Origin of the sequence: Bacterioplanoides pacificum, from assembly GCF_042648445.1 — a bacterium.
In the GTDB taxonomy this organism is placed as follows: Bacteria; Pseudomonadota; Gammaproteobacteria; order Pseudomonadales; family Oceanobacteraceae; genus Bacterioplanoides; species Bacterioplanoides pacificum.
This window is the reverse complement of the sequence record NZ_JBHRYB010000001.1, coordinates 533,444-556,762: the sequence shown is the minus strand read 5'-3', so window position 1 is coordinate 556,762 and position 23,319 is coordinate 533,444. Positions and strand designations below refer to the sequence as shown.

General features: G+C 51.2%; 21 protein-coding genes. 6 read left to right on the top strand and 15 right to left on the bottom strand.

Annotated elements, in window-relative coordinates; all coding sequences use genetic code 11:
• Positions 1 to 41: 41 nt before the first annotated feature.
• The 4 genes from ACFOMG_RS02490 to ACFOMG_RS02475 all read right to left on the bottom strand — a co-directional run bounded on the left by ACFOMG_RS02490 (position 42) and on the right by ACFOMG_RS02475 (position 3,623).
• Positions 42 to 551, bottom strand: a complete 510-nt coding sequence (locus tag ACFOMG_RS02490) for a hypothetical protein (protein ID WP_376864568.1) — start codon at positions 549 to 551, stop codon at positions 42 to 44.
• The gene (locus ACFOMG_RS02485; RefSeq protein ID WP_376864566.1) at positions 490 to 735 is read right to left on the bottom strand and encodes a hypothetical protein; all 246 of its coding nucleotides are present in this window, start codon (positions 733 to 735) and stop codon (positions 490 to 492) included. The genes ACFOMG_RS02490 and ACFOMG_RS02485 overlap by 62 nt, the downstream gene beginning before the upstream one ends.
• Before the next feature lie 138 nt (positions 736 to 873).
• Complete coding sequence (locus ACFOMG_RS02480; protein ID WP_376864565.1) at positions 874 to 2,505, bottom strand: alkaline phosphatase D family protein; 1,632 nt, start codon at positions 2,503 to 2,505, stop codon at positions 874 to 876.
• Between the two features lie 77 nt (positions 2,506 to 2,582).
• Positions 2,583 to 3,623 carry a metallophosphoesterase gene (locus ACFOMG_RS02475; RefSeq protein WP_376864563.1) on the bottom strand — a complete coding sequence of 347 codons (1,041 nt, stop codon included), beginning with the start codon at positions 3,621 to 3,623 and terminating at the stop codon, positions 2,583 to 2,585.
• 171 nt (positions 3,624 to 3,794) lie between these two features.
• Between ACFOMG_RS02475 and ACFOMG_RS02470 the strand changes: the two genes are divergently transcribed.
• The 3 genes from ACFOMG_RS02470 to ACFOMG_RS02460 all read left to right on the top strand — a co-directional run bounded on the left by ACFOMG_RS02470 (position 3,795) and on the right by ACFOMG_RS02460 (position 5,725).
• Positions 3,795 to 4,235 carry a GNAT family N-acetyltransferase gene (locus tag ACFOMG_RS02470; protein ID WP_376864562.1) on the top strand — a complete coding sequence of 147 codons (441 nt, stop codon included), beginning with the start codon at positions 3,795 to 3,797 and terminating at the stop codon, positions 4,233 to 4,235.
• Positions 4,236 to 4,352: 117 nt separating this feature from the next.
• Positions 4,353 to 4,838: a DUF4442 domain-containing protein gene (locus ACFOMG_RS02465; protein ID WP_376864560.1), complete on the top strand. Its 486-nt coding sequence runs from the start codon at positions 4,353 to 4,355 to the stop codon at positions 4,836 to 4,838.
• Between the two features lie 92 nt (positions 4,839 to 4,930).
• The gene (locus ACFOMG_RS02460; protein WP_376864558.1) at positions 4,931 to 5,725 is read left to right on the top strand and encodes a DODA-type extradiol aromatic ring-opening family dioxygenase; all 795 of its coding nucleotides are present in this window, start codon (positions 4,931 to 4,933) and stop codon (positions 5,723 to 5,725) included.
• A gap of 83 nt (positions 5,726 to 5,808) precedes the next feature.
• Here ACFOMG_RS02460 and ACFOMG_RS02455 read toward each other — a convergent pair whose 3' ends face one another.
• From ACFOMG_RS02455 to ACFOMG_RS02405, 11 genes are all read right to left on the bottom strand, one after another.
• Positions 5,809 to 6,204, bottom strand: coding sequence for a hypothetical protein (locus ACFOMG_RS02455; protein ID WP_376864556.1), 396 nt, complete (start codon positions 6,202 to 6,204; stop codon positions 5,809 to 5,811).
• Between the two features lie 224 nt (positions 6,205 to 6,428).
• Positions 6,429 to 7,751 carry a tetratricopeptide repeat protein gene (locus ACFOMG_RS02450; RefSeq protein ID WP_376864555.1) on the bottom strand — a complete coding sequence of 441 codons (1,323 nt, stop codon included), beginning with the start codon at positions 7,749 to 7,751 and terminating at the stop codon, positions 6,429 to 6,431.
• 12 nt (positions 7,752 to 7,763) lie between these two features.
• The gene (locus tag ACFOMG_RS02445) at positions 7,764 to 8,420 is read right to left on the bottom strand and encodes an energy transducer TonB (RefSeq protein WP_376864554.1); all 657 of its coding nucleotides are present in this window, start codon (positions 8,418 to 8,420) and stop codon (positions 7,764 to 7,766) included.
• A 1-nt stretch (position 8,421) separates the two neighbouring features.
• Positions 8,422 to 8,832 (bottom strand): ExbD/TolR family protein, encoded by a 411-nt coding sequence (locus ACFOMG_RS02440; RefSeq protein WP_376864553.1) that lies wholly within the window; start codon positions 8,830 to 8,832, stop codon positions 8,422 to 8,424.
• A gap of 177 nt (positions 8,833 to 9,009) precedes the next feature.
• Positions 9,010 to 9,531 (bottom strand): MotA/TolQ/ExbB proton channel family protein, encoded by a 522-nt coding sequence (locus ACFOMG_RS02435; protein WP_376864552.1) that lies wholly within the window; start codon positions 9,529 to 9,531, stop codon positions 9,010 to 9,012.
• A 19-nt stretch (positions 9,532 to 9,550) separates the two neighbouring features.
• A complete protein-coding gene (locus ACFOMG_RS02430; protein WP_376864550.1) occupies positions 9,551 to 10,927 on the bottom strand; it encodes a MotA/TolQ/ExbB proton channel family protein in 1,377 nt (458 codons plus the stop codon).
• 12 nt (positions 10,928 to 10,939) lie between these two features.
• Positions 10,940 to 11,728, bottom strand: coding sequence for a DUF3450 domain-containing protein (locus ACFOMG_RS02425; RefSeq protein ID WP_376864549.1), 789 nt, complete (start codon positions 11,726 to 11,728; stop codon positions 10,940 to 10,942).
• A 237-nt stretch (positions 11,729 to 11,965) separates the two neighbouring features.
• Positions 11,966 to 13,432 (bottom strand): hypothetical protein, encoded by a 1,467-nt coding sequence (locus tag ACFOMG_RS02420; protein ID WP_376864547.1) that lies wholly within the window; start codon positions 13,430 to 13,432, stop codon positions 11,966 to 11,968.
• Positions 13,433 to 13,576: 144 nt separating this feature from the next.
• Complete coding sequence (locus tag ACFOMG_RS02415; RefSeq protein ID WP_376864546.1) at positions 13,577 to 16,537, bottom strand: TonB-dependent receptor; 2,961 nt, start codon at positions 16,535 to 16,537, stop codon at positions 13,577 to 13,579.
• A 127-nt stretch (positions 16,538 to 16,664) separates the two neighbouring features.
• Complete coding sequence (locus ACFOMG_RS02410; RefSeq protein ID WP_376864545.1) at positions 16,665 to 18,524, bottom strand: GAF and HD-GYP domain-containing protein; 1,860 nt, start codon at positions 18,522 to 18,524, stop codon at positions 16,665 to 16,667.
• Between the two features lie 57 nt (positions 18,525 to 18,581).
• Positions 18,582 to 19,556, bottom strand: coding sequence for a LysR family transcriptional regulator (locus tag ACFOMG_RS02405; RefSeq protein ID WP_376864543.1), 975 nt, complete (start codon positions 19,554 to 19,556; stop codon positions 18,582 to 18,584).
• Between the two features lie 176 nt (positions 19,557 to 19,732).
• On the opposite strand from ACFOMG_RS02405, the gene ACFOMG_RS02400 reads away from it, so the two are divergent.
• The 3 genes from ACFOMG_RS02400 (at position 19,733) to ACFOMG_RS02390 (ending at position 22,904) form a co-directional block, all read left to right on the top strand.
• Positions 19,733 to 20,365 carry a leucine-rich repeat domain-containing protein gene (locus ACFOMG_RS02400; RefSeq protein WP_376864542.1) on the top strand — a complete coding sequence of 211 codons (633 nt, stop codon included), beginning with the start codon at positions 19,733 to 19,735 and terminating at the stop codon, positions 20,363 to 20,365.
• Between the two features lie 186 nt (positions 20,366 to 20,551).
• A complete protein-coding gene (locus ACFOMG_RS02395) occupies positions 20,552 to 22,396 on the top strand; it encodes an ABC transporter ATP-binding protein (RefSeq protein ID WP_376864541.1) in 1,845 nt (614 codons plus the stop codon).
• A 22-nt stretch (positions 22,397 to 22,418) separates the two neighbouring features.
• Entirely contained in the window at positions 22,419 to 22,904 is a 486-nt protein-coding gene (locus ACFOMG_RS02390) for a GNAT family N-acetyltransferase (protein WP_376864538.1), read from the top strand.
• Positions 22,905 to 23,319 lie beyond the last annotated feature (415 nt).

Below are 23,319 nucleotides of genomic sequence, written 5' to 3'. Positions count from 1 at the left end.
CTGGCGAACCAGAGGGCTTTTTTCATACAGCAAACATCGCGTTATTGCACGATTGGCTGAGATTCCTCACGGGCAAAAATAACCGCGTTATCTTTCGTGCCAGACCACTCAATATCGGCTTCATCACCAAAGGCATTGATATCGATACCCAGCACTTTCAGGAAGGTATTTACATAGCCCTGACCGGCACTCAGCTGACGTTCCAGCGATTCGGTTTTATAGGTTTCGTACTGACCTTCGCCATTATCACGCACACCTTCTTCGACGCTGTACGGCATCGCCAGATCCATCACCCAGAGTTTAAAATCAGCGCCAATCTGCAACAGATCCGGCAGGAAGTTGAGAATGCTGGTGATACGCACATAAGCCTGCGACGACAACCACAGCTCCATACGTGGAATCACATCCAGACTGGTGCTGTTTGCGTGCTGAATTCCGTCGATAATGACCGGCGGCTGAGTACGGTCAACCACCGAGGACAGCGTGGTGTCAGAGCTCAGTGTGGTACCAACCGTGCCGTATATTCTGAACGGAATCAGTTTTTTCCACACTGGTATCAATTTTGTCTTTGATCTGGCCGATCACCGACAAAAACTGGTTGCCGTCGGCTTCACCGCCAACAACCTGAACGTCCACCGGATAAATTGCACCGGCTGCCGCATCCGTCGTTGCCTGCGCCGTTGACGCCAGCAGCATCATGGAACACCAAACAAAGAGTGTCGTGATGAGTTTCATTATTGTTATCCTCCACGGTTTAAGCCCGTAAATTAGTTATTAACTACACGTTCGTTCAGCATCAAACAGGTAATCGCGCGCCAGCTTTGAAAAAACCGGCGGGCGAAAAAAAAGGCCACCGCAAAGTGGCCGTTTGAGTTACGCTTGTGGCGCAAAAGGTACCGGGTTGTGCACGCCGGTCACCGGGCTGTCGGCTTTGCTGACGCGCCGTGAACCGTTATCGGTTTTGTACGACACCTGGTGATAATGGGCGGTGCTTTTCTTTTCGATGGTATTCACAAAATACCAGTCAGCCTGAGCGCGTTGCTCGGTCACATCCAGAATAAAGAAACCATGGTGCACCATGTCGCAATATTTCAGATGCGGGCTGCTGCTTTTTAACGCCGATGCAGCAATATCACCAATAACCGGTGGTAACGCCGGCGAAGTGACCGATGGCGTGACGAATTCCACCCCCAGCGCACCGTCACCTGTGCTGCCGTTATATTTCGCCCGGTCAAACGGGTCCTGAGCCAGATCCGCCACCCAGGTGGAATGAATATCACCGGTGAGCACAATAAAGTTGTCGATATTATTGTTTTCCAGGTGATTAAATAAGCGCCGCCGGGTTGAGGTATAACCATCCCAGGTATCCAGGAAGAAGGAGGTACCGCCACCGAGTTTATCCGGCAAAGCCACCGGTCCGATGTGCTGAATCTGTACCTGCTGGCCACAGATTTTCCATTTGGCGGACGACACCGACAGCTGGTTGTGCAGCCACTGCTCCTGCTCGAAGCCCAGCAGAGTGCGGTTAGGATCGTGACGCTCGGATTGAGTGAAAAAGCCGACCTGTTCATCACGACCTTCAACCCGGGTATCCAGCACCATCAGGTCAACCAGATTGCCGAACTGCAGTTTACGGTAAACCGCTTCCAGATCATCCGGCTGATTACGGACCGGCATCCATTCAAAATAGGCTTTTTTAGCCGCCCGTTTTCGGGCGATAAATTCGCCTTCACCATCGTTGTGGTTTTCGGCACCGTCTTTCCAGGTGTCGTTGGCGAATTCGTGATCGTCCCAGGTGACAATAAACGGATATTGCTGGTGTACAGCCTGCAGATCCGGATCACGTTTATACAGATTATGGCGTTGACGATAATCCGACAGCGAAACAATTTCGTGTTTTGGCAACAGAGCACGCTGTTCACGCAGGACTTTATCGTCGTATTTCCCTTCACCGTATTCGTAAATGTAATCACCCAGATGCACCACCGCATCCAGGTCGTTACGTTCGGACAAAATACGGTACACGTTAAAATAGCCGTGGGGAAAGCTGGAACAGGACACCACCGCCAGACGCAGCCGGTCGAGGCCGGTCTCGGCTGCGGTTTTGGTACGGCCAATCGCCGATTGTTTATCGCCGGCGCTAAACTGGTAGTAATACCAGGTGTTCGGCATCAGGCCATCAGCATCCACCTTGACGGTGTAATCCCGCTCAGCGCTGGTGCTAAAAACACCGGCATTCACTTCGTCGGTCATCTCGACATCACGACAGATACGCCATTTAACATCAATGGCGGCATTCACCAGCGGTGTGATACGGGTCCATAAAATCACCCGGTCTGCTAACGGATCCCCGGAGGCCACCCCGTGGCCAAAATCGGCAATATTTTTATCGGCCAGCGGATCTACCGCCGGTGTTGATGACATTGCGCCCACCGGGCCTGCGACACTGGCAGCAGCACCGGCCAGACCCAGATTTTTTAATAACGAACGACGAGAAACAGACATAATAAGCTCCCTAAGCGGCACTGCGGACAGTGCCACCAGCAATAAGTTCTGAAGCAGTAAAGTGAATGAGGGCGGATTTACTGACGCTGCAGCGTCTGACTGAAGGCCGCCTGATATTCGCCACTCACCTTGTCGACGGTGTAAGCGGTACCACGCAGTTCATCGCCTTCCAGTTCGATATAGAAGAAGCCTAATACGCCGTCGGCCTGCCAATACGCATCGTTACGCTCACGATCCTTCAGCTCGCGGGTTTTGGCACCGGCACCGGAAACCATATGGCCGGTTTTACCGCAGCTGTCGGTCGGCTTCAGCCATTGCATTTCGTGATCATGACCGGCAATCAGCAGGTCTACCCGATCACAGACATTGTCTTTCAGGAAATTACGGTAAATCACACCGGCGCCCGGGAAACCATCGTACATGCCGGCATTACCGTGTTTCCCGTTCGACAGATACGGGTGGTGAGCGAAGGCAATTTTCCACGGTGCGGTGGAATACTGAATCGCCAGATTAAACCAGTTGGCCTGCTTTTCACGGTACGGGAACTGCCAGTACTCCGGATCGGCATCGGCGACTGCAGCCAGCGGATTGGAATCCAGTGCATAAAATTCGGCCAGTGGATTGATATCATTGGCCGGTGCAGTAAATGTGTAATAACGCGCAGGCATGTGCCATTTGTCGCTCTTACGATCGTTTTTATAGTGGTAGGCAACCTGCACATCACCTTTGTCGTTATCCAGCCCGTCACCACCGATTAACCAGGAGTTATCGTGGTTACCCAGGGCCATATAAAACGGAAAATCGAGCTCGGCATAGGGGTCTTCAAACTTGGTTTCGAACTGAATATCGGAGGTTGAATCAGCACCGGCTTCGTAAATATTGTCACCCAGACCAATCGCAAAATCACAGCCGCGGCTGGCACAGATATCTTTGATCACGGCAGCAACTTTATACTGGCCGTCTTCGCCGGTGCCGGTATCACCCACGGCGATAAAACGCACCACTTTGCCCGGTGCGGCGGTGGGCTCCGGAGCCGGGTCCGGGGTGTTTGACATGGCTACGGCATTACCACTGATGGCGGCCGAGGCCAGAATGCTGGCCAGAATCGCTTTATTCATTTTGCTTATCTCCGGTGGTGAGGTTGGAATGCCGCGCAGCTTAGCGGCGGTTTGTTACATATCTGTTATTGTTATATTTCATGCGTGAGTACCGTTTCCACAGCACACAACCACAGTCTGCGCGAATATCAGCACATCAGTTATCCGCTTTAAAGGACGTCTTGAGCCAAAATGAACGAACGTACCATTTTTAATAGTGCAGTTTCTGCGATTGCACTGAATGCATTGTACAAAACGAGCCAGGACAGTGGCCGCGCCGCACCTCACGAACGCCTGGTCGGGCTGGAGCACTATCAGCCAGAGCGACAATTAGTATGTGGCGCCCGGCTGATTCCTTATCAGGGCCACTGGCTGCTGCGCAATCTGTGCACCCTGCCACACTGCCGTGGTCAGCGGCTGGCGTCACAGCTGTTACAACAGCTGCAGCAACTGCACGATTGTCAGCCTCTCTATACCCTGCCATTACCAGAGCTTGACGCATTTTATCTCAGCAATGGCTTTCAGCCGCTCAGCGATAACGACCTGCCTGCGGCGCTGCTGCCGGTGTTACGGCAAAGCCGCCGCCGTCATAAAGGCATTCAGGCCATGGTCAGCTGCCAGCGACTCAGATAGACTCCGGCGCCGTTATATTCCACTCGCGTTGGAATTCCACGCGCCGGGCTGAACAGCACCACCCGGAGCTGCAGATGATCGTGAACAATAATCAGAATCGCTATAAGGCACTGAAACATGGCAAACAAACTCTCTAAAGTCGTCGCCAGCGTCGGCAAACTGCCGAAATCCTGGCAAACCACCGCTCTGTCACTGGTGATGGGGAAAGTCATTCGTTTTGCCGGTACCGCCGGTACCCGGGTTGAAAAACTGACTCCGAACGAATGCATCATCGTACTGCGCAATAAAAAGAAAGTGCAGAACCACATCGGCAGTGTGCACGCCGCTGCTATGGGCCTGCTGGCCGAATCGGCCACCGGTTTTATGACCGGGATGACAGTACCCGACGACCGTATTGTGGTGATTCGTTCGATGAAACTGGAATACCTGAAACGTGCCAGTGGTGATATGAAAGCCGTGGCCAGCTTCTCCGATGAGCAGGTGCAATACATCAAAGATACGCCCAAAGGCGATATCGAGGTACCGGTGGTGATTACCGACGCTAACGGCACTGAAACCGTTAAAGCCACCATGATCTGGGCTTGGACACCCAAGAAAAAATAAACACTGTTGCAACTGTGCTACCCGGGTCTGATTGCCAAACACGGCACTCAGCCGCACACTATCTGCCTCAGTCAGGCCCGGAGTTACAGGCAATGCGTTTACCCAGTTATTTTATCTCTCACGGCGGTGGCCCCTGGCCCTGGATTGACACCATGGCAGCCAATCATCATCCGTTAGCAGACTCGCTGAGCGCCATGCCAGCTGAGCTGCCACACGCTCCACAAGCGGTACTAATGGTGTCAGCCCACTGGGAAAGCGCCGACGCCTATCAGGTAATGAGCCATGCGCGCCCAGCCATGTTGTACGACTACTACAACTTTCCGCCGCACACCTATGAGGTCGACTACCCCGCGCCCGGTGCGCCACAACTCGCACAACAGACACTGCAACTGATCCGCGATGCGGGTTTGCCGGTCAGTGAAGACTCACAACGGGGATTTGATCACGGCTGTTTCGTGCCCATGAGCCTGATGTATCCGGCTGCCGATATGCCACTGTATCAGCTGTCGATCCGCAGCCACTACGATGTTGGCGAACACATTGCGCTGGGCCAGGCACTGGCACCACTGCGCGATCAGGGGGTGTTAATCGTGGCATCAGGGTTGAGTTATCACAACCTGCGCCGCTTTGGTGGCGACGGTCGTGAGCCGTCGCAACAGTTTGATCAGTGGTTATACCAGACCCTGCAGCTCAGTGGTGCACAGCGCCTGCAGGCGTTACAGCACTGGCAACAGGCACCTGCAGCACGTATCTGCCACCCGCGCGAGGATCATCTGGTACCGCTGTTTGTCGCCGCCGGCGCCGCACAGGAATCAAGCGTTAAGCGGGTTTACCGGCAGCAGGATCTGATGGGCGCCATTACCGCGTCCAGCTTCCGCTTTGGCTGACAGCGGTGGGTTATTAAGCACAAAAAAATGGCGCCCCAGGGAGCGCCATCATAACCGCACTGAATTCCGTGCCAGCGGCCCGGTTACAGGTTGTTTTCCAGGAATTCGCGAATGGCCAGGTCGTTAAAGACACAAGCGTGATTACCGCCAAAGCCCACTTCCAGAGTGAAAACACCGTCTGCAATGCGCATCGCTTTGTTTTCTTCGGCGTTATCCGCCAGGTTGTTCAGCTGCAGCGTTTTGATCTGGGCAACAATTTCTTCCTTAGCGTCCTGATCTTCTGCCAGCACACGGAAGGCTGATTTGACCCGGTCCAGGGCGTAGGTTGGGATGTACATAATTTCGTCAGCACTGGCGAAGCTGTCCCAATCAACACTGACTTCCGGCTCAGCACCCAGAATGGCTTTAACATCCTGTTTGAACTCAGTTACATATTGCTCTTCGATAGAGCGTTTCCATTGCTTTTCTTTTAAACCCATTGTTCCGTCTCTTCTGTTGTAAAACTGGTGTCCCGCTGATGTAGCAGGATGGATCAGTTTACCTACAACTCTCTCAATAGTTACTGACACAGAAGTAAAGATAGGTCAATCTGCGTGTTACAGATCACAAAAAAGACTGTTCAGACACAGCGCATGCCGCAAACGCATAAAAAAACCCCGGTTCAGACTGGCATAACCGGGGTTAAAAGCGGCGCTTACCTGCCTTACAAGGTACCCGCCATATACTCCCGGCGTTTACGTTCACCCTCGATGTACGCCAGCCACTGAGCCGCCATCTTCTCTGACGACTTAAACTCAGCTGCGGCTTCAAATGCCCCCTGGGCATCCGCCAGATTATCCAGATTAAACAACACCAGACCACGCAGAATCTGAGCATCGGCCTGTTTGTTAAAGTCGCTATCCTGCAGCGCTGCATCGACATTGTTCAGCGCCAGGGTCCATTCCTGACGTTCAGTATGGATCTGTGCCAACTTATAAAAGTCTTTGCCTTTACCCGACATCCTGGCTGCCTGCGACATCACCTTAATGGCGTTGTCGTATTCTTTGGCAATCATCCAGGCATCACCTAACAGCGACAGGTTTCGGGCATTCACCTCAATCTGTTCTGACTTCATACCTTCAGCAAGAATGTTTGCCGCCTTATAAGGCACTTCCTGAGCTAATAAAGCCTGAGCCAGGTTCACCAGTTCATTTTCTTTATTCAGCAGCCCCTGCTCGTGAGCCGCTTCCAGAGCGGATAATTCTTTTAATGGCTGACCAAGTTCACTGTAAACCGCCGCCAACTGTACCCAGTATTGTGATTTCGGATACAGGGTCGCCAGATCCTGTAAACAACGCGCCAGATTATTAAAATCTTTGTTCTGGTAATACACTGCGCGTTCCAGCATCAGCCAGTTTTCACGCGGGTTATTGCCCTGCGCTTTTACCTGAGCGATCGCGGCTTTAACATCCGGCAACGCCTGCTGAAACTGCTCCAGCTGGAAATAAATCTGAGCGCGCAGAATATGAGCCTCAGCGCCCGGTTTTTCGACCAGCTCAAACCACTGATTCAGAGGTGTTAATGCCTCAGCGTAACGCTCCTGCATCAACTGCAGCTTTGCCAGACTGTACAGCGTGCCCTGTTCCAGACTTTCCGGGATTTTTTTGAAACCGACGACCTTCTCATAAGCACTGATCGCCGCATCATAATTTTCCTGATTAAAATACACATAAGCGTACATATTATGCGTCATCGCTTTTTCATAGCTATTACGCTTACGCTTCTCCAGTGCCTGTAACTCTTCCAGCGCCTCGGTGTATTTCTTTTCATCGGCTAACGCCCGGGCAGCATCCAGCTTCTTGAAAATCTGTGGCCGCAGAGTCTGAGCCCGGCGCACCCGACGCTTTTTCGTTTTTTCGCTGCGCTTCTCGGCTTGCTCAGTTTCAGCAGCCTGCACCTGGGACACCGGCATCGCCGTCGCGAACGTTAATACCAGCGCTGTGGTTAATGCCGCCAACAGTGTTTTACCAGCAACGGGAAATTTCATAGGGGCCTCCTGTTACCTTTTGCTGCTTTTATCAAGCTCAAAACGGATAATGTTACGCACACCGGGAACTTCGATGGCTTTGCCATTTTCTATTTTCGGCTTGTATTTGAATTTCTTGGCTGCACTTAATGCAGCACGGTTAAAGATATTCGCCGGATTTGCTTCAATAACCACCGGATTAATCACCGTACCCAGTTTCGATACGGTAAATTCGACCACCACATAACCTTCGATACCGCGCTGCGCGGCGCGCCGTGGATAACTGGGTGCCACCTTCACAATCGGCAGGTATTCACCATCGCCGGAGCCACCTCCCAAACCGGCATCGACATTTAAATCCGCGCCAATATCAAACCCGCCGATATCAAAACCATCCGTTGATGCCTGAGCCAGATCCGGCTTTGGCATATCCGGCTTCGGTGGTTCCTGCGGCGGAGCCGGCGGCTTCTGGGGTTTACGTTCTTTGGTCTGAATGTCATCGTCAGGCTTTTGCATAACGAAACTTTCTATCCGGCCGAAGTCCTGCTCGTTCAGTACCGAGCCACCACTGCTGATCAGACTCTGCATTACCCAGAACACTGCGAAGGTGGCCACGCCGGCAACCGCCAGCGCTGCAGCAAAACGTAGCAGCGAGGAATGCATGACTTTCGCCGACATTTCTCCAGACATATCAGCGCGCCTCCGTCGACAACGATACGTCGTACACACCCGCGGCACGGGCCGCATCCATTACCGCAACTAACTTAGCCGTTTTTGCTTCTTCGTCGGCCTGGATAACGACCGAACCCTGCGGGTTTTCGGCGCGTAAACGTTCGATATTGGCGCGCACCTGAGATTCATCGATACGACGTTTATCAATCCAGATTTCACCAATATCGTTAATCGCAATCAGGATATTGGCGCGCGGTTTTGACTGAGCCGTGCTGGCATCCGGACGATTCACTTCAATGCCGGTTTCTTTTACGAACGAAGCAGTCACGATAAAGAAGATCAGCATAATAAATACCACGTCCAGCATTGGCGTGATGTCGATTTCGCCATCTTCGGCTTCCTGAGCAATGTTTGAAAAACCACGTCTCATAATTTCATTCTCTTTATTAAGCACTTCTAATTCAGTGCCTACTACCTTTGTTTAAGGAGCGTTTCCGAGGCCGTTGATACAAAGCGAAAATTCTGAAAAAGCGGAGCTTACTGTTGTAAGCGAGCATTTCGGAAAAATTTTTAACGCTGTAGCAGCAACCCAGGTAGCTCCCTTTACTTAATGGTCAAAAGTTAGCTGGTCTTCAAGGTGAATTTTTTCACGCTTGATATAACGCTCTAATAACGACTGGGCAAACACCCCGGTTAACGCGCCCACCATGCCAGCCATGGTCGGAATCGTTGCTTTGGAAATACCGGAAGCCATCGCTTTCGGACTGCCATTTCCTAAAAAAGCCATCACATCAAATACTTCGATCATGCCGGTCACTGTGCCTAATAAACCGAATAGCGGCGCCAGGCCAATGGCCATTTTGATGGTGGTCATATTGGCACTCAGGTCACTGCTGAGCCTGGCAATCAGATCCTGACGGATCTGATGCGCATACCAGGAAGTACGCTCGGCACGTGCCTCCCACTCTGCAACGGCTTGTTTCACATCAGCGCGATGCACAAAAGTGAAAAACACCACCCGCTCCAGTACCAGCAACCACAGAATAAAGATCAGTCCGAAGATGCCGTAGAGAACACCGCCTCCACGCTCCATAAACAGATAGACCGGTTCGTACAAATCTAACAACATCTATCTCACCAATCCGTTATTACGCTGCTTTTGCAGACGTTTGCTGTTCAGACTGGCGCGCCAGAATACCGGTAGCGCGCTCTTCCAGAATCATCATCAGCTCACGTGAGCGGTTATTGGTTAAGGTATGCAGGAATACACACGGAATAGCAGCCACCAGACCCAGTACGGTGGTCATCAGTGCCTGAGAAATACCCCCGGCCATTAATTTCGGATCACCGGTACCGAACAGCGACATGGTTTCAAAGACATCGATCATACCGGTAACCGTACCCAGCAGACCCAGCAGCGGCGCAACGACAGAGATAATTTTGATCCAGCCGATAGCGCGGGTCAGACGTGGTACTTCAGCGGCGATGGCTTCACCCAGGTGCAGTTCCAGTGTTTCGGTATCCGCATTCTGATTCGCCTGGAACACCGCCATCACACGACCTAACGCATTGTTTTCGTTGGCGCTGTCAGACTCCATTTGTTTGTAAACTCGGGCGCGCTCGACATACAGCACGATCATGCGCCATACCGCCAGCAACACACCGATCACCGCCAGCACCAGAATGATGTAACCAACCACACCACCCTGATCAACACGGTCAGCCAGTTCCGGAGACTGCCCCATAATTTTCAGCAACTGACCACGGGACGGATCAATCCAGAACCCCGTCAGCTGATTACCGCTGGCACCTTCAAGTTCAGTCGCAGGAGTGGTGTAACGCGAGCCCGGTTGCTTATCCAGCTCCACCAGACGGGCAGATTGCAGATCCCAGTTAAGGTAATTACCTGCCGCGACCACATTAAAACCACCCACACGGATCACGTCTTGTTTAACGGTTTCACCGGACGGCAGTACAACGTCAGCGTTATATTGAGCAATACGGCCAGAGAACGTGGCTTCGCGCTGCATTTCAAACCACAGACGCTCCAGCTCTTCAATCGATGGCAACTCAGAAGATGAACCCGCGGTTTTAATTAAGTCGGTCAGAAACTCGGTACGACCCGGTAATTCACTGGAAACCACTGAACCTTCAAATACCGCTTTGGTATCACCGGCGACCTGTTGCAGTACACCGAATAATTCTTTTAACGAACCCAGGCGGTTGGTCAGACGTTGCTGAGCTTCAGCCACTTCGGTTTCGTTCTGCTGAAACTGCTGCTCTTTTTCAGCACTTAAGTTTTCCAGACGAGTACGCTCTGCAGACATGTCTGCAACCATACGTTGCTGTTCTGCTTTAGAGCGATTAAAACGGCTCAGACGCTGCTTGAATTCTTTATCGTCACGGGCCTGGCCCTGCTTCACCAGATTCAGCAGTTCATCAACCGAAACCTGCTCTGCGGCCTGAGTAGCCGGGGCCGCTGAAAATGCCAGAGCGGCGGATAATAATAAGGCTTTAATTTTCATGTTACTTTCCCCTTAATTCGCAGCCATGGGTGCAGCAACCGGCACCTTAATCAGATCGGGTGCAGCCTGTTCGCGGGCAATACGGATGCCTGCCATCAGCTTGCTCTTATAGGCCGGGTCCAGTGGTTGCCAGGACTTATCGGCCACATTCCAGACACCCAGTTCCTGGCCGTCCAGCGACTGATACATCAGGGCAATACGGCCAACACGCAGGAAATCCACCTCACGGCTGTTGCCGTTGCTTTCCAGCGTGCCACGGTAAGATTCGATGGTGCGGCCATAATCGATTTCGGCCTGATACGCTTCCATCACCTTGCGGTATTTTTCCGCGATGGTAACGTCGCTGCGACCCATCATGCGCTTCAGCTTTTCAACACGCTCAGCGCGTTCGTCTTTCAGGAAAGGAACGTCAGCACGCACAAACTGATCCACTGCATCGATCATGCGCAGCATTAACGGTGTAATCTGACGCTCAACCAGCGTCACTTTTTTGATGCTCTGTTCAATCGAAGTCAGCTCTTTCTGCTGGGCATCCAGCTGCTTGTTGAGCTGCTCAACGTACACATTCAGGCCTTCAACTTCTTTTACCAGAGCGCGGTATTCGCGCTCACTGGAACGAATACTGGTATCAATATTGTCGATTTTTTGCTGAGACTCTTGTGCCTTGTTAACACGCTTAACACCTTTGTCCAGAGCGCTGTCAACGTTGGCTGCGGTTGCGCCAAATGCCAGAACTCCATTTAAAACAGTGGCACCAATCACGGTCGCCAGAATGTTACGAGTTCGCAGTTGCGTAGGCATAATTCTTTACCTGTTCTAACTGTATTTGCCTGCCTTTGCCTGGGAAAAAGCTTACGGTCAGGTCCCCAAATTTCAGTGCGCACAATACTGCAACTCTGTGACACTTATGTGACATGACAGTTGGATTTCAGATATATGACAGCTGTAAATCAGCAGCAAGGAGGGTAAATCGAAGGCATAAAAAAGCCCTGACCACAAACGTGGCCAGGGCGTCGATATTAACTCAGACAGTCTGAATTATTTGGCTTCAGCCGCTGCTGCAACCTGATCCAGAGAACCTGGGATGATCCAGCCATTGTACCAGGCATCGGCTTTAGCCGTACCAGGCTTAACGGCACCAATGTAATCGGTAGGATCAAATGTAAAGTTCGAACCATTATCAACGGCGTCAATCGCAGCTGAAGTGTTCAGCGCAGCTTCCGGGTTAGTAATAGCCCAGCTTTCAGAGAACGCCATATCAGCAGCATCGATCATAGTAACCTGACCTTCCTGAGGAGCATCGTTCTTCAGTGCTACCGTATCACACAATACATTAGATACTTTAACGTTCACTTCCTGCGAATTTTTAACTTCCAGGCAACCTTTAACGAAGTTGCTAACGGCTACTTTATCCAGAGTGGTATTCACCATACCACGCAGCTTAACGCCTGGTTGCTGACCTTTCTTAGACTCAGCATTGTTACTAACTTCGGAACCGATAATCGTTACGTTAGCAATTGCAGCATTAGTCGTTTTAACAGCACCGTTCGGATCTTCCTCAGTCGGAGCCAGTTCCAGGTCACTGTTACCTTCGATACCACGAGGGTCGTTTGAACCGGTTGGGCCAGACTTGGTTGGATTCTTGCGAATCAGTACGTGCTGAATGTTACCCTGATAACCTTCGTCAAAATCCAGATCATCGTCGTCGTTACCGGTCAATACAGCATACTTAACGTTAACTGTACCGCCAAACCACTCAATGCCGTCATCCAGGTTATTGTGAACCTGAACATATTCAACCGTAGTACCGTGACCAACACCCTGCAGAGTTAAGCCGTTAATTTCGTTGTTTGGACCAGCAACCTTACCGCCCTCAGCAATACGAACATAACGGATAACACCACTGTTATCTGCTGCATCAGTACCGCCGTAGTTACCGATTTCAGCACCACCTTCGCCTTTCACGTTACATACAACGTCACCGCAGGAAATAACTTCACGAGGTTCGCCCGGACCAACCTGAGGAGCAAAACCCTGAACAATTACACCACCCCATTCACCTTCGCCGTCGAAGTTTTCATCCTGAGCAGAAGAAAAAGTGATCGGATCAATTGTGCCATCGGATTTTTTACCGTCAGCGATCAGCTTGGAACCACGGGTAACCATCAGTGCGCCGGTACCCAGTGCTTTAACATGCACACCTGGTTCAATAGTCAGAGTGACACCTGCTGCTTTCACTGCTGCAACATCAGCTGCAGTTTCAACGCGCTTACCACCAGTACCGACGGTAGTGAAACCAACCAGACGCCATTCTTTGTCAGCAGTCAGCGTATAATCGCGGTCGATAACACCATCAAGGGTACATACGTTAGTTGCATCATTACAGGTTACAAAGCTGGCAGAAGAGCCGCCTTTGCTGGTGTCGTTATTGTTGTCATCGTCGCTACCACAACCAACCAGAGCAGAAGTAACAGCAATTGCCAACAGCGATTTATTCAGATTCATTCCAATATCCTCTAAATGAATGAAGTGAGTTTATAAATTCATTACGGGGCTTATTATTTAACAGTCAGATGACAGTTAGATTACATAAAAAGAAAAACCCGAAAGCTTTTGCTTTCGGGTTTTTAATAAAGGAGCTTAATAATTTCAGAAACGCATTTCTAACGACGCTGAAATTTCTGTTCCATTATAATAGGACTCAAGTTCCTTTCCATCCTGAGAGTAAGATACTTTTGAGTCAGTCAGATTTTTAACTTTTGCACTGACTGTAATATCTTCCTCGGACTCCCATTTATAAACCAGATCAACAGTAATCCGTCCATCTTCCATCACAGGCTTCGCAGCCCGCGTTACTTTATCAATTCGCTCACCGGCATAATTAGATAGCAAGGTAATAGACTGTCCGGTTGAAAATTCATCCAGTCCAATCTGAATATTAGCCAGGTACTCTGATTGCCCCTGTAGTTTACGGCTCGATTCCAGCTCCAGTTCGGCTGCGCGACCAGTTAGTGTTACTTCCGAATCAACCCAGGCAATGTTACCCGAAATAAAACCAGAGTAATCCACCATATCGATAACATTCATACGAAAATCAAATTCAAGGCCATTCAGATCAGCAGAATCTGCGTTCTGGTAAGTAAAACCATCCAGAGCAGAACCGGAACCATCAGGAACAGTCTTCTCAATAGGTGAGTCAATTGATTTATTGAATAGCGCCAAACTTATACTTTCGTTTTCTGAAAAGTAATATTCCGCACGAAAATCGATATTCGATATTTTGGATATTTCCAGATCAGGGTTACCAAATATTTCATCATCTGTTTCCGGGTCATATTGTTGCGAATCGGAACGCTCGGTAATGCCAGGTCGGGACAAGGTCTGACTAACGCCAGCCCGGAACTGCAATTCTTCGTTAGCACGCCAGGTAACATTGATAACCGGAAGAACATCACTGGAATCCAGCGTATTATCACTACCACTGAAATTCGGGTAACTGAGTTCCTGACTTGCATCTTCATATCTCGCACCAGCAAGAACCGTGTATTCACCTCCCATCAAATCTATCTCAGACATAGCATAAAATGCTGTCATTGAGTCTTTGGCATCATAAGAGTCCGTTTTCGTGGTATTCACCTGTAAGGTAACAATACCACTGTCAAAGTTATCGGGAGTCATAACAGATTCCAGATCACCATTGACATTACCAGATTGACGAATCCCGAAGCGAGCCAGCTCAACTGTACGGTCTTTCTGGGAGATTAATGTTCCTGCCTTCAGTTTCATTGAAACAGAATCATTCACAAAATAATCAAAAGTATAATCCAAGCCAAAATCAAGGCTATTTTCGCTCAAGTCAGAGAACCGACGCTCAAGTGTGGATGGAAAGATAATCCCATCGCGATATTGATATGAACGACGATCGGGCTCATAACGTGATGTTTGAGAGTATCCCATGCGCCAGTCCAACCCATGATTTTCGCCAATAAAATGCTCGCCGCTAAATTGCTGAGATAAAAACTGCCGCTCTACCCACTGAAAGGAGTATTCTTCAATTTCAGTGCCTTCATTATCCTCACCTTTTTTAACTTTTGAGGTATCATCAGATTTTCGGAGCAATGTCGTTTTACTCAGGTAAGTATTACCTTCTGAATCTTCAGTACCAATCACAAAATAACCAGAAACATCAACGTTTCTTTTGGTTCGTTCGTATTCGAAATTACCTTCTCGTGCATCGTGACGGGCACGGGTTTTATCACTGTACTGCAGAGCGCCGTAATAACCCAGATCACGCTCCTCCATTTCAACCAGATCACCATAAGCATATGACAAACCCAGGTCAGGGCCTGCAGTTTCTGGTCTTTCATTATAGTTATTGCTAAACGCTTTACCTAAGTCAGCTGCTTCTGCCTGCGAAAAACACAGAGATGGATCATTACAGACATTGATAGGGCTCTGGCCATTATTCGTTGCTGAATCAACTACACCAGGCAGCTCCCGATCACCATCATCAAAGCCGAGAAAATCAGAACCACCACCCCGGTAGGACGAAACTTCACTGCCTGTCGTTCGGGTATTTAAACCAGTCGTAATTTTGAGTTTATTAACCCGACCATCTGGCAGTTCTTTGGTTGTCATCCTGATCGCACCACCGGTGGTATCACCCGGTAAGTCGGGCGTGTAGCTTTTTTGAATATCAATACCACCCAGCACACTTGCAGGAAAAAGATCCAGAGGAACATCGCGGCGCATTGGATCTGTGCTTGGCATCAGACTGCCATTCAGTGTGGATGACAAATAACGTCCCTGCAGGCCGCGCACCACTGCAAATTGCCCACCGATAACCGATACACCCGCTACTCGTTTAAGTGCGGATGCGGCGCTTGAATCACCAAAACGTGCCATCTGCTCTGACCCAATTGAATCCAGCACTGCTGATGAATCACGCTCCTGAGCGGTCGCTGTCGATGGAATATACGAACCAACTGCCACCACTTCTTCAATGACGCCTTCACCATCAAGACTCATATTCAGATTAACGCCGGTATTGACGTTGGCCATGACCCGCACAGCAGAAACATCACGCTGGCCATAATTCGGATCGGCAATTAATAAGTTGTATTCGCCACGCGCTAATTCGAAGCTGAAGAAACCGTCTTCATCGGTGACAACACCTTGCTCTGTCCCCTCAACCGATACCCGGGCACCAGCAATCGCACCACCGGTATCATCCGACATCAGGTAGCCGGATATCTGACCCAGAGCGACCACCTCTTCATTACCCGGGGTATACACATTGACTTCCGGCAGGGCTTCACCACCAATCATCTCTACCTGAATTTCAGCATTCTGATCGGCGTTGGCGGTTTCAAAATCAAACTCGCCCCAGAACTCACCATATTTGGATAATTCAACCGTGTGTGAACCGCCGTCCACCGTAAACGAAACAAAACCGGATTTACCCACCAGCTTTTTCTGGCCGTTCACACTAACGGCCAGGTCACGTACCGCTTCACCTTCTTCGGTAACATAAAAAACTGCTTCGCCAGCCATTAACTGCGAAGCCATCAATGACGATGCTACTGCAAGCCACAGTCGATTCGGTTTCATTTGACCCCCTAAAGGAATACCAGGATTCAGGCGGGCCAACCACGACCCACACGTTAATGGCGGGCAGTATGTTTCTGAATTGTGACAGCTGGATTACAGAAAAGGGTTTGCTCAGTAACCCTTTGTGTCAGAGGTTTTTTAATGAGGCGATGATGTGGCTGTGAGACAAGCGGCAGAACAGCTGGTATAGCGGCAAATCTATTTTCCCGGCACTGGCATCATAACCGAGAATATCCAGCGCCCGGCTGACCGGCAGTGCCGGTTTATAAGGACGATCGGAAGCGGTTAACGCATCAAAAATATCGCAGATGGTCATGATCCGCGCCCCCGGCGGAATGGCATCAGCACTGAGCTGATTAGGGTAACCACTGCCGTCGAGCTTTTCGTGATGGGCTCCGGCGATGATGGGGATATTCTGTAATTCCGCGGTCCAGGGAATGGTTTGTAAAAAACGAATGGTGTGAGTGACGTGATTTTCAATCTCACTGCGTTCACCTTCGGTAAGGCTGCCGCGTTTAACCGCCAGCGCAAGAAATTCCTGCTCACTGAACAAGGGGCCGGGTTCGTCTCCCAGATCGATAAACCGGGTATCACGCAGTTGACCGAGATGCTGCAAGGTTTCCTCGTCCAGTACACTGGGCTCATTAGCAGCTTCCACCAGTTCACGGATCTGTTCCAGCCGGGCCAGCTCCTGTTGTTCGTCATCGTGCAGTTGCTGCTCGGCGTCTGCGTCCAGCTGATGCAACTGCTGCAACATCAGTTGCCGGCGCAGATAGCGGCTGCGGATATGTTCCCGCTGCAATGCCAGCCGGTACTGAAATTTAATGGTCTGCAGCGGCGTGAGTTTTTTTGATTTAACCAGAACATGTTCGCGCACGCCGACTTTACCAAAATCGTGTAATAACGCAGCATAACGCAGTTCGCGCAATTGCTTGTGACTGAAACGTAATGCCTGCAGCTCGCCCTGATTATGCTGATGTGCCGCTTCGGCCAGTGCGCTGGTCAGCTCTGCAACCCGGAACGAATGGCCACTGGTGGTTGGGTCGCGCTGCTCGATTGCCCGTACAGAGGCACTGACAAACCCTTCAAACAGCTGATGAATACGCTCCAGTAACAGGTTGTTTTCAATCGCGACCGCCGCCTGGCTCACCAGGCTGTGCAGCGTCGGCAGCATAGTTTCATCAAACGCCTGTGTATGGCAGAGGGTCAGTTCTGCAGACGTTAAAGCAACGTCATGACGTTTACGATTAATAAACTGGATCACACCAATGATGCGGCCTTCGTGGCCACGCATCGGAATCACCAGCATAGAACGGGTGCGATAACCGGTACGCTGATCAAATTCACGGTTAAAGTGCAGCCCCAGTTGTGACGGTATCTGGTAGGCATCTTCCAGATTCAGGGTTTCACCGGACAACACACAATGACCCGCCAGTGAGGTGTCATCCAACGGGAAGTGTTGCTCGGTGAAGTTGATCGCCAGCGAGTCGTTCTGGGTCAGTTTAAACACCAGCTGAGCCGGGTTATTGCTATCGTCGACCAGAAAAATCGACGCCGCATCACACTGGCCAAAGTGCCGGGCGGCACTGAGAATCTGCTGCAGCAACTTGTGATGATCCTGTTCGGCCGACAACGCCAGGCCAATATCAGTTAGCTGTTGTTGCTGGGCCTGCTGCTGTTGCAGTTGCCGTTTAAGCTGAATCTGGCGGCTGGCCTGCTGCAGCACATGGCGCAATAACGCCGGGCCGGCATGCGCGGGCAGGCAGAAATCAATGGCGGGGTTTATCTGTTTGAGGTCGGTTTGTTCAGCCACCACCAGAGCGTCCTGGCGGAACACCACCTGAGTGGCTGCCAGCCCATAAATGCAGATATCTGCCTTATGTTCGCTGGCACAATCAAACAACCCGCTGTCCACCAGCGTCTGTAAACACGGTTCCTGACTGGCGTCCATTGCCCGCCAATAAAGAGCAATACTGGCCAATGGCATACCCTCTAACAGCCTGTCTTGTCAGATTAGCAGGCGCTTACAGGAACACCAGAGGAGTTATAACGGCTGGGTCGGACGTACCAGTTTATTAAAGGCCGATAACTGCTCTTCCGGGGTTGGCAGCGCATCCAGCAGACGGTTCAGCTCTTCCACTTCATGCACCATAAAATCGATAAACATCCGTACCTTCTTCGGCAGGTAATGGCGTGATGGGTAAGCCAGCGAAATGGGTTCCGGACGCACCTGCCAGTCACTGAACAGCGGCACCAGATCACCATTCAGAATCGAGTCACCGGCAACCAAATAAGGAATACGGCCAATACCGGCGCCGTTCACGATGCTGTTCATCGTGCCCGCCATCAGGTTTGTCACGATATTGGGTTCCACTTTGACACTGCAGACCTCACCGCTTTCAGCGTGAATCAGCTCATAATTAACCGGCTGCATGCCTTCCCCCAACTTAACGCAATGCAGATTTGCCAGATCCCTCGGGTGTGAGGGCCGGCCATGTTGCTGCAGATAAGCCGGGCTGGCACATAACAGAGAATCAGATTCCGTCAGCAATCGGGCGATCAGAGAAGAGTCCGGTAAGTCACCGATAAAGAAGCCCAGATCAAAACCTTCCTGAATCATGTTCACCGGCCGCTCGGTATGGACCACTTCAATCCGCACATCCGGATAACGGGCCTGATAGCGGGTCAGATAATGGCCCATGGCACCACTGCCGGCAATCATAGGCACAACAATGCGCAACACGCCATTCGGTGCCAGCTCGCGGTCAGAGATGATCTGATGCGCCTCGAGAATCTCGCGAATCAGATGGCGACAACGATTGTAATATTCATTGCCGACTTCAGTCAGACTCAGCTGGCGGGTAGTACGCTGTAACAAACGGGCACCGAGACTGGCCTCCAGATCCGACACCATTCGGCTGACCCGCGATTTGGGCATCCCCAGTGATTTGCCGGCGGCGGTGAAGCTACCTTCATCGACCACCCGGATAAAGACCATCAGTTGATTAATATCGAGCATAGTGTCTTACGTTCCATTTACATTTTTCACTACTGGCCAACACCGGCCTCATAGCGCTTAACCCATATAAATCAGGCAGTTAGATCAACTTCGCTGAAAACATCTGCGACTGGGCTTCGTTTTGACATTGTGGTAGTCTGCACTGAAGTACAAAAATAATAACCTGGTTACTTCTCATGCAGTCTTCAATCGTTAACGGTGGACTGATGTTACTGGCATCTCTGCTGCTCACCGCCTGTGGTGGCACCAGTGAATCAGGCCAGTCTCAGACAAACAAACCGACTCCGGACAGCGCGACTCCGGCGACGCCTGGCAACACCGCGGCCGTCAACCTCAAACAGATTCAGGACCCGGCCCTGCAGCAATGTGTTGCTGACACTGGCGTACAGTACACGGAACAACTGCAGATTCTGGAATGCACCGACGCTGGCATCAGCGATTTGTCCGGCCTGCAACAGTTCCACCAGCTGGCGGTACTCAACCTGACCAATAATCAGATCCACGATTTAGAACCGCTGGCACACCTGCAACAGTTACGCTCGTTATCGCTGGCCCACAATCAGCTGCAACACCTGGATGCTCTGACATCGCTGAGTAATCTGCACGAACTGGGGGTCGCATACAATCAGCTGGAGAATCTGGATGGCGTGCAAACGCTGAAAAAACTGCAGAAGCTGTATACAGATAACAATCATATCACCAGCCTTGAGCCACTGGCTAATACTCAGCTGTTACATCTGGTTGCTCACAACAACCCGGCACCTCTGCCCAACAGCCTGCCAAGCAGCCTGCAGTCGTTCCGTATCTGATCTTTTAAGCCCCTTCTGGCTGGCCAGAGGGGGTCCTTCCTACCGGCTGGAACTGTCTGCCACCGCCCGGTAAACACTGTTCCAGATAAATCCCCCTGGGTCTGCCTGCCATGGCCAGACCCTGGCTTACATTTTTCAGCGTTCTCCGTTAGGGTGTGGGTTTTTTGATAGTGTTATTACTCCCCCATGCTGCGACTGTTCGAAAGATTTATTAATCCCTTCCCGCCAGAACATCCGAGCCAACCTCCCAAAGGGCTGTTTGCTTTCTGCCGCCACTACACTCGGGGCCTGGAAATCCCGCTGGGGCTGATGTCGCTGCTAACGGCACTGCTGGCCATTCTGGAAGTGTCGCTGTTCAGTTTTATGGGGCAGCTGGTCGACTGGCTGGTGGATAAAGATCCACAAACCCTGTTCAGCGAAGAAGGCGAACAATTATTGTGGATGGCCGTGATGGTGGTGGTGGCTCTGCCGCTGGTGGTGTTATTACACGCCCTGCTGGTCCATCAGACGTTGTTAGGCAATTATCCAATGAAAATCCGCTGGCTTGGGCATCGCTATTTACTGAACCAGAGCATGACTTTTTATCAGGATGATTTTGCCGGCCGGCTGGCAACCAAAGTGATGCAAACCGCATTATCCGTGCGAGAGACCGTGATGAAGCTGTTGGATGTTATGGTTTATATCCTGGTGTATTTCGGCTCGGTATTGGCGGTAGTGGCGAGTGCCGATGTGCGCCTGGTATTACCCATGCTGGTCTGGCTGGGTCTTTATATCGTTACACAGATGTATTTTGTGCCACGACTGAAACGGGTTGCGACCGACCAGGCTGATGCCCGCTCGACCATGACCGGCCGGGTCGTCGACTCTTATACCAATATTCAGACGGTCAAATTATTTGCTCATACCCGGCGTGAAGCCGATTACGCCCGCGACAGCATGCAGGGTTTTATGGATACCGTTTACCGTCAGATGCGGCTGGCCACCGGGCTGAATGTTACGGTCAATGTGATTAACTATTTATTAGCCTTTGCGGTAGCCGCTATTTCTATCTGGCTGTGGGCCGACAGTGCAATCAGCGTCGGCGCCATCGCCATTGCCATCAGCCTGGCGTTACGGATTAACGGCATGGCGCAGTGGATTATGTGGGAAGTCGGCTCCTTATTCGAAAACATCGGCACCGTCGCAGATGGCATGAATACGCTGTCGCAACCGCAACAAATTACCGACCGCCCGGATGCTCAGCAACTGCAGATTAAGCAGGGAGAAATCGCACTGAACAAGGTCGGTTTTTATTATCAGGGCAACGATGACAGCCAGAACAAACAGGTCTTTGAACAACTCGATCTGACGATCAAAGCCGGCGAGAAAGTTGGCCTGGTGGGCCGTTCCGGTGCCGGCAAATCAACCCTGGTTAACCTGCTGTTGCGGTTTTACGATATTAATCAGGGCGATATTCTGATCGATGGGCAGAATATTCGTGACGTCACCCAGGACAGCCTGCGCGCTCAGATTGGCATGGTGACTCAGGACACCTCATTATTACACCGCTCGGTACGCGAGAACATTCTATACGGACGCCCGGATGCCAGCGACGCCGAACTCTGGGATGCCATAGAAAAAGCCGAAGCCGGCGATTTTATCCGCGAGTTACACGACCCGATGGGCAACACCGGGCTGGATGCTCAGGTTGGTGAACGCGGTGTGAAACTGTCTGGCGGACAACGCCAGCGCATCGCCATTGCCCGGGTGTTGTTAAAAGATGCGCCCATTCTGATCCTGGATGAAGCCACGTCCGCCCTCGACTCCGAAGTGGAAGCGGCCATTCAGCAAAGTCTGTATCGCCTGATGGAAAACAAAACCGTGATTGCCATTGCCCACCGGCTGTCCACCATCGCCGCGATGGACCGCTTAATTGTGATGGATCAGGGCCGTATTGTGGAACAGGGCAGCCATCAGCAACTGCTGGCACAAAATGGTATTTATGCTCAACTCTGGGCCCACCAGACCGGTGGTTTTATCGGCGATCAATAATCCCGTTGTAAAGAGAATTTTTATGCAAACCGACATTATCATTGCCGATTATCACAATGCCCGGCACCAGGCGGCGATCAGCCAGCTGATGGATCATTATGCGCGCGACCCGATGGGGGGCGGCGAAGCGTTACCGGATGCCATTCTCGACAATATCGCCACTGGCCTGGCCGGCGTTGACGGTGCTTTTACCGTGCTGGCTCTGCAGCAGGAAAAAGCCGTTGGCCTGATCAATGCCCTACCCGGTTTTTCCACCTTTAAATGCAAACCGCTGATTAATATTCACGATGTTGTGGTAGTCGATGGCTTACGTGGCCAGGGTATCGCCGGCCTGATGATGGCACGGGTTGAAGACGTGGCCCGTCAGCGTGGCTGCTGCAAACTGACATTAGAAGTGCTGCAGGGCAATAGTGCCGCCCAGGCCAGTTATCGCAACAGCGGTTTCGATGGCTACGAACTGGATCCGCAGATGGGCAGTGCGTTGTTCTGGCAAAAAGTACTGAGCTGACATCAGCCTGCGGGTCACAGATGATCATCAAGCTGTTATCCGCAGTTACTCGTTTCTCTGGAACACTGCTTTACAGCAGGCTAACTGATTGACCTATAAGGGCTTTCACCCTAAAATACGCGCCCAGAAATCACCCCGGTTCCACCTCATCGACACGGTGATTTCCCGCCAGCAGCGCTCCGTTCTCTTCCTGTATCGAGCCGCTGGCCCGATCCCGCCTGAGTGATATAACGCTGCCCGGTTTTCCGGGAAAGTGGCGGAAGGATTGCATCAGTCTGATTGACCCTCACCCGGAAAATGCAGGCTATTCTGAAGGACGACGGTGCTGAATATACATTAGTAGCACTGGGCCGCATATTCATTGTCAGTCACTGGCGGCCTGTGTATAACACCTCGACTTTCGCGTGCTCACACG

Coding starts and splice junctions, on each gene's coding strand:
- ACFOMG_RS02390 (WP_376864538.1), top strand. CDS start 22,419: ATGCAAACCGACATTATCATTGCCGATTATCACAATGCCCGGCACCAG.
- ACFOMG_RS02450 (WP_376864555.1), bottom strand. CDS start 7,751: ATGAAATTTCCCGTTGCTGGTAAAACACTGTTGGCGGCATTAACCACA.
- ACFOMG_RS02420 (WP_376864547.1), bottom strand. CDS start 13,432: ATGAATCTGAATAAATCGCTGTTGGCAATTGCTGTTACTTCTGCTCTG.
- ACFOMG_RS02415 (WP_376864546.1), bottom strand. CDS start 16,537: ATGAAACCGAATCGACTGTGGCTTGCAGTAGCATCGTCATTGATGGCT.
- ACFOMG_RS02395 (WP_376864541.1), top strand. CDS start 20,552: ATGCTGCGACTGTTCGAAAGATTTATTAATCCCTTCCCGCCAGAACAT.
- ACFOMG_RS02445 (WP_376864554.1), bottom strand. CDS start 8,420: ATGTCTGGAGAAATGTCGGCGAAAGTCATGCATTCCTCGCTGCTACGT.
- ACFOMG_RS02430 (WP_376864550.1), bottom strand. CDS start 10,927: ATGAAAATTAAAGCCTTATTATTATCCGCCGCTCTGGCATTTTCAGCG.
- ACFOMG_RS02470 (WP_376864562.1), top strand. CDS start 3,795: ATGAACGAACGTACCATTTTTAATAGTGCAGTTTCTGCGATTGCACTG.
- ACFOMG_RS02465 (WP_376864560.1), top strand. CDS start 4,353: ATGGCAAACAAACTCTCTAAAGTCGTCGCCAGCGTCGGCAAACTGCCG.
- ACFOMG_RS02440 (WP_376864553.1), bottom strand. CDS start 8,832: ATGAGACGTGGTTTTTCAAACATTGCTCAGGAAGCCGAAGATGGCGAA.
- ACFOMG_RS02480 (WP_376864565.1), bottom strand. CDS start 2,505: ATGTCTGTTTCTCGTCGTTCGTTATTAAAAAATCTGGGTCTGGCCGGT.
- ACFOMG_RS02400 (WP_376864542.1), top strand. CDS start 19,733: ATGCAGTCTTCAATCGTTAACGGTGGACTGATGTTACTGGCATCTCTG.
- ACFOMG_RS02485 (WP_376864566.1), bottom strand. CDS start 735: ATGAAACTCATCACGACACTCTTTGTTTGGTGTTCCATGATGCTGCTG.
- ACFOMG_RS02410 (WP_376864545.1), bottom strand. CDS start 18,524: ATGCCATTGGCCAGTATTGCTCTTTATTGGCGGGCAATGGACGCCAGT.
- ACFOMG_RS02455 (WP_376864556.1), bottom strand. CDS start 6,204: ATGGGTTTAAAAGAAAAGCAATGGAAACGCTCTATCGAAGAGCAATAT.
- ACFOMG_RS02405 (WP_376864543.1), bottom strand. CDS start 19,556: ATGCTCGATATTAATCAACTGATGGTCTTTATCCGGGTGGTCGATGAA.
- ACFOMG_RS02425 (WP_376864549.1), bottom strand. CDS start 11,728: ATGCCTACGCAACTGCGAACTCGTAACATTCTGGCGACCGTGATTGGT.
- ACFOMG_RS02475 (WP_376864563.1), bottom strand. CDS start 3,623: ATGAATAAAGCGATTCTGGCCAGCATTCTGGCCTCGGCCGCCATCAGT.
- ACFOMG_RS02460 (WP_376864558.1), top strand. CDS start 4,931: ATGCGTTTACCCAGTTATTTTATCTCTCACGGCGGTGGCCCCTGGCCC.
- ACFOMG_RS02435 (WP_376864552.1), bottom strand. CDS start 9,531: ATGTTGTTAGATTTGTACGAACCGGTCTATCTGTTTATGGAGCGTGGA.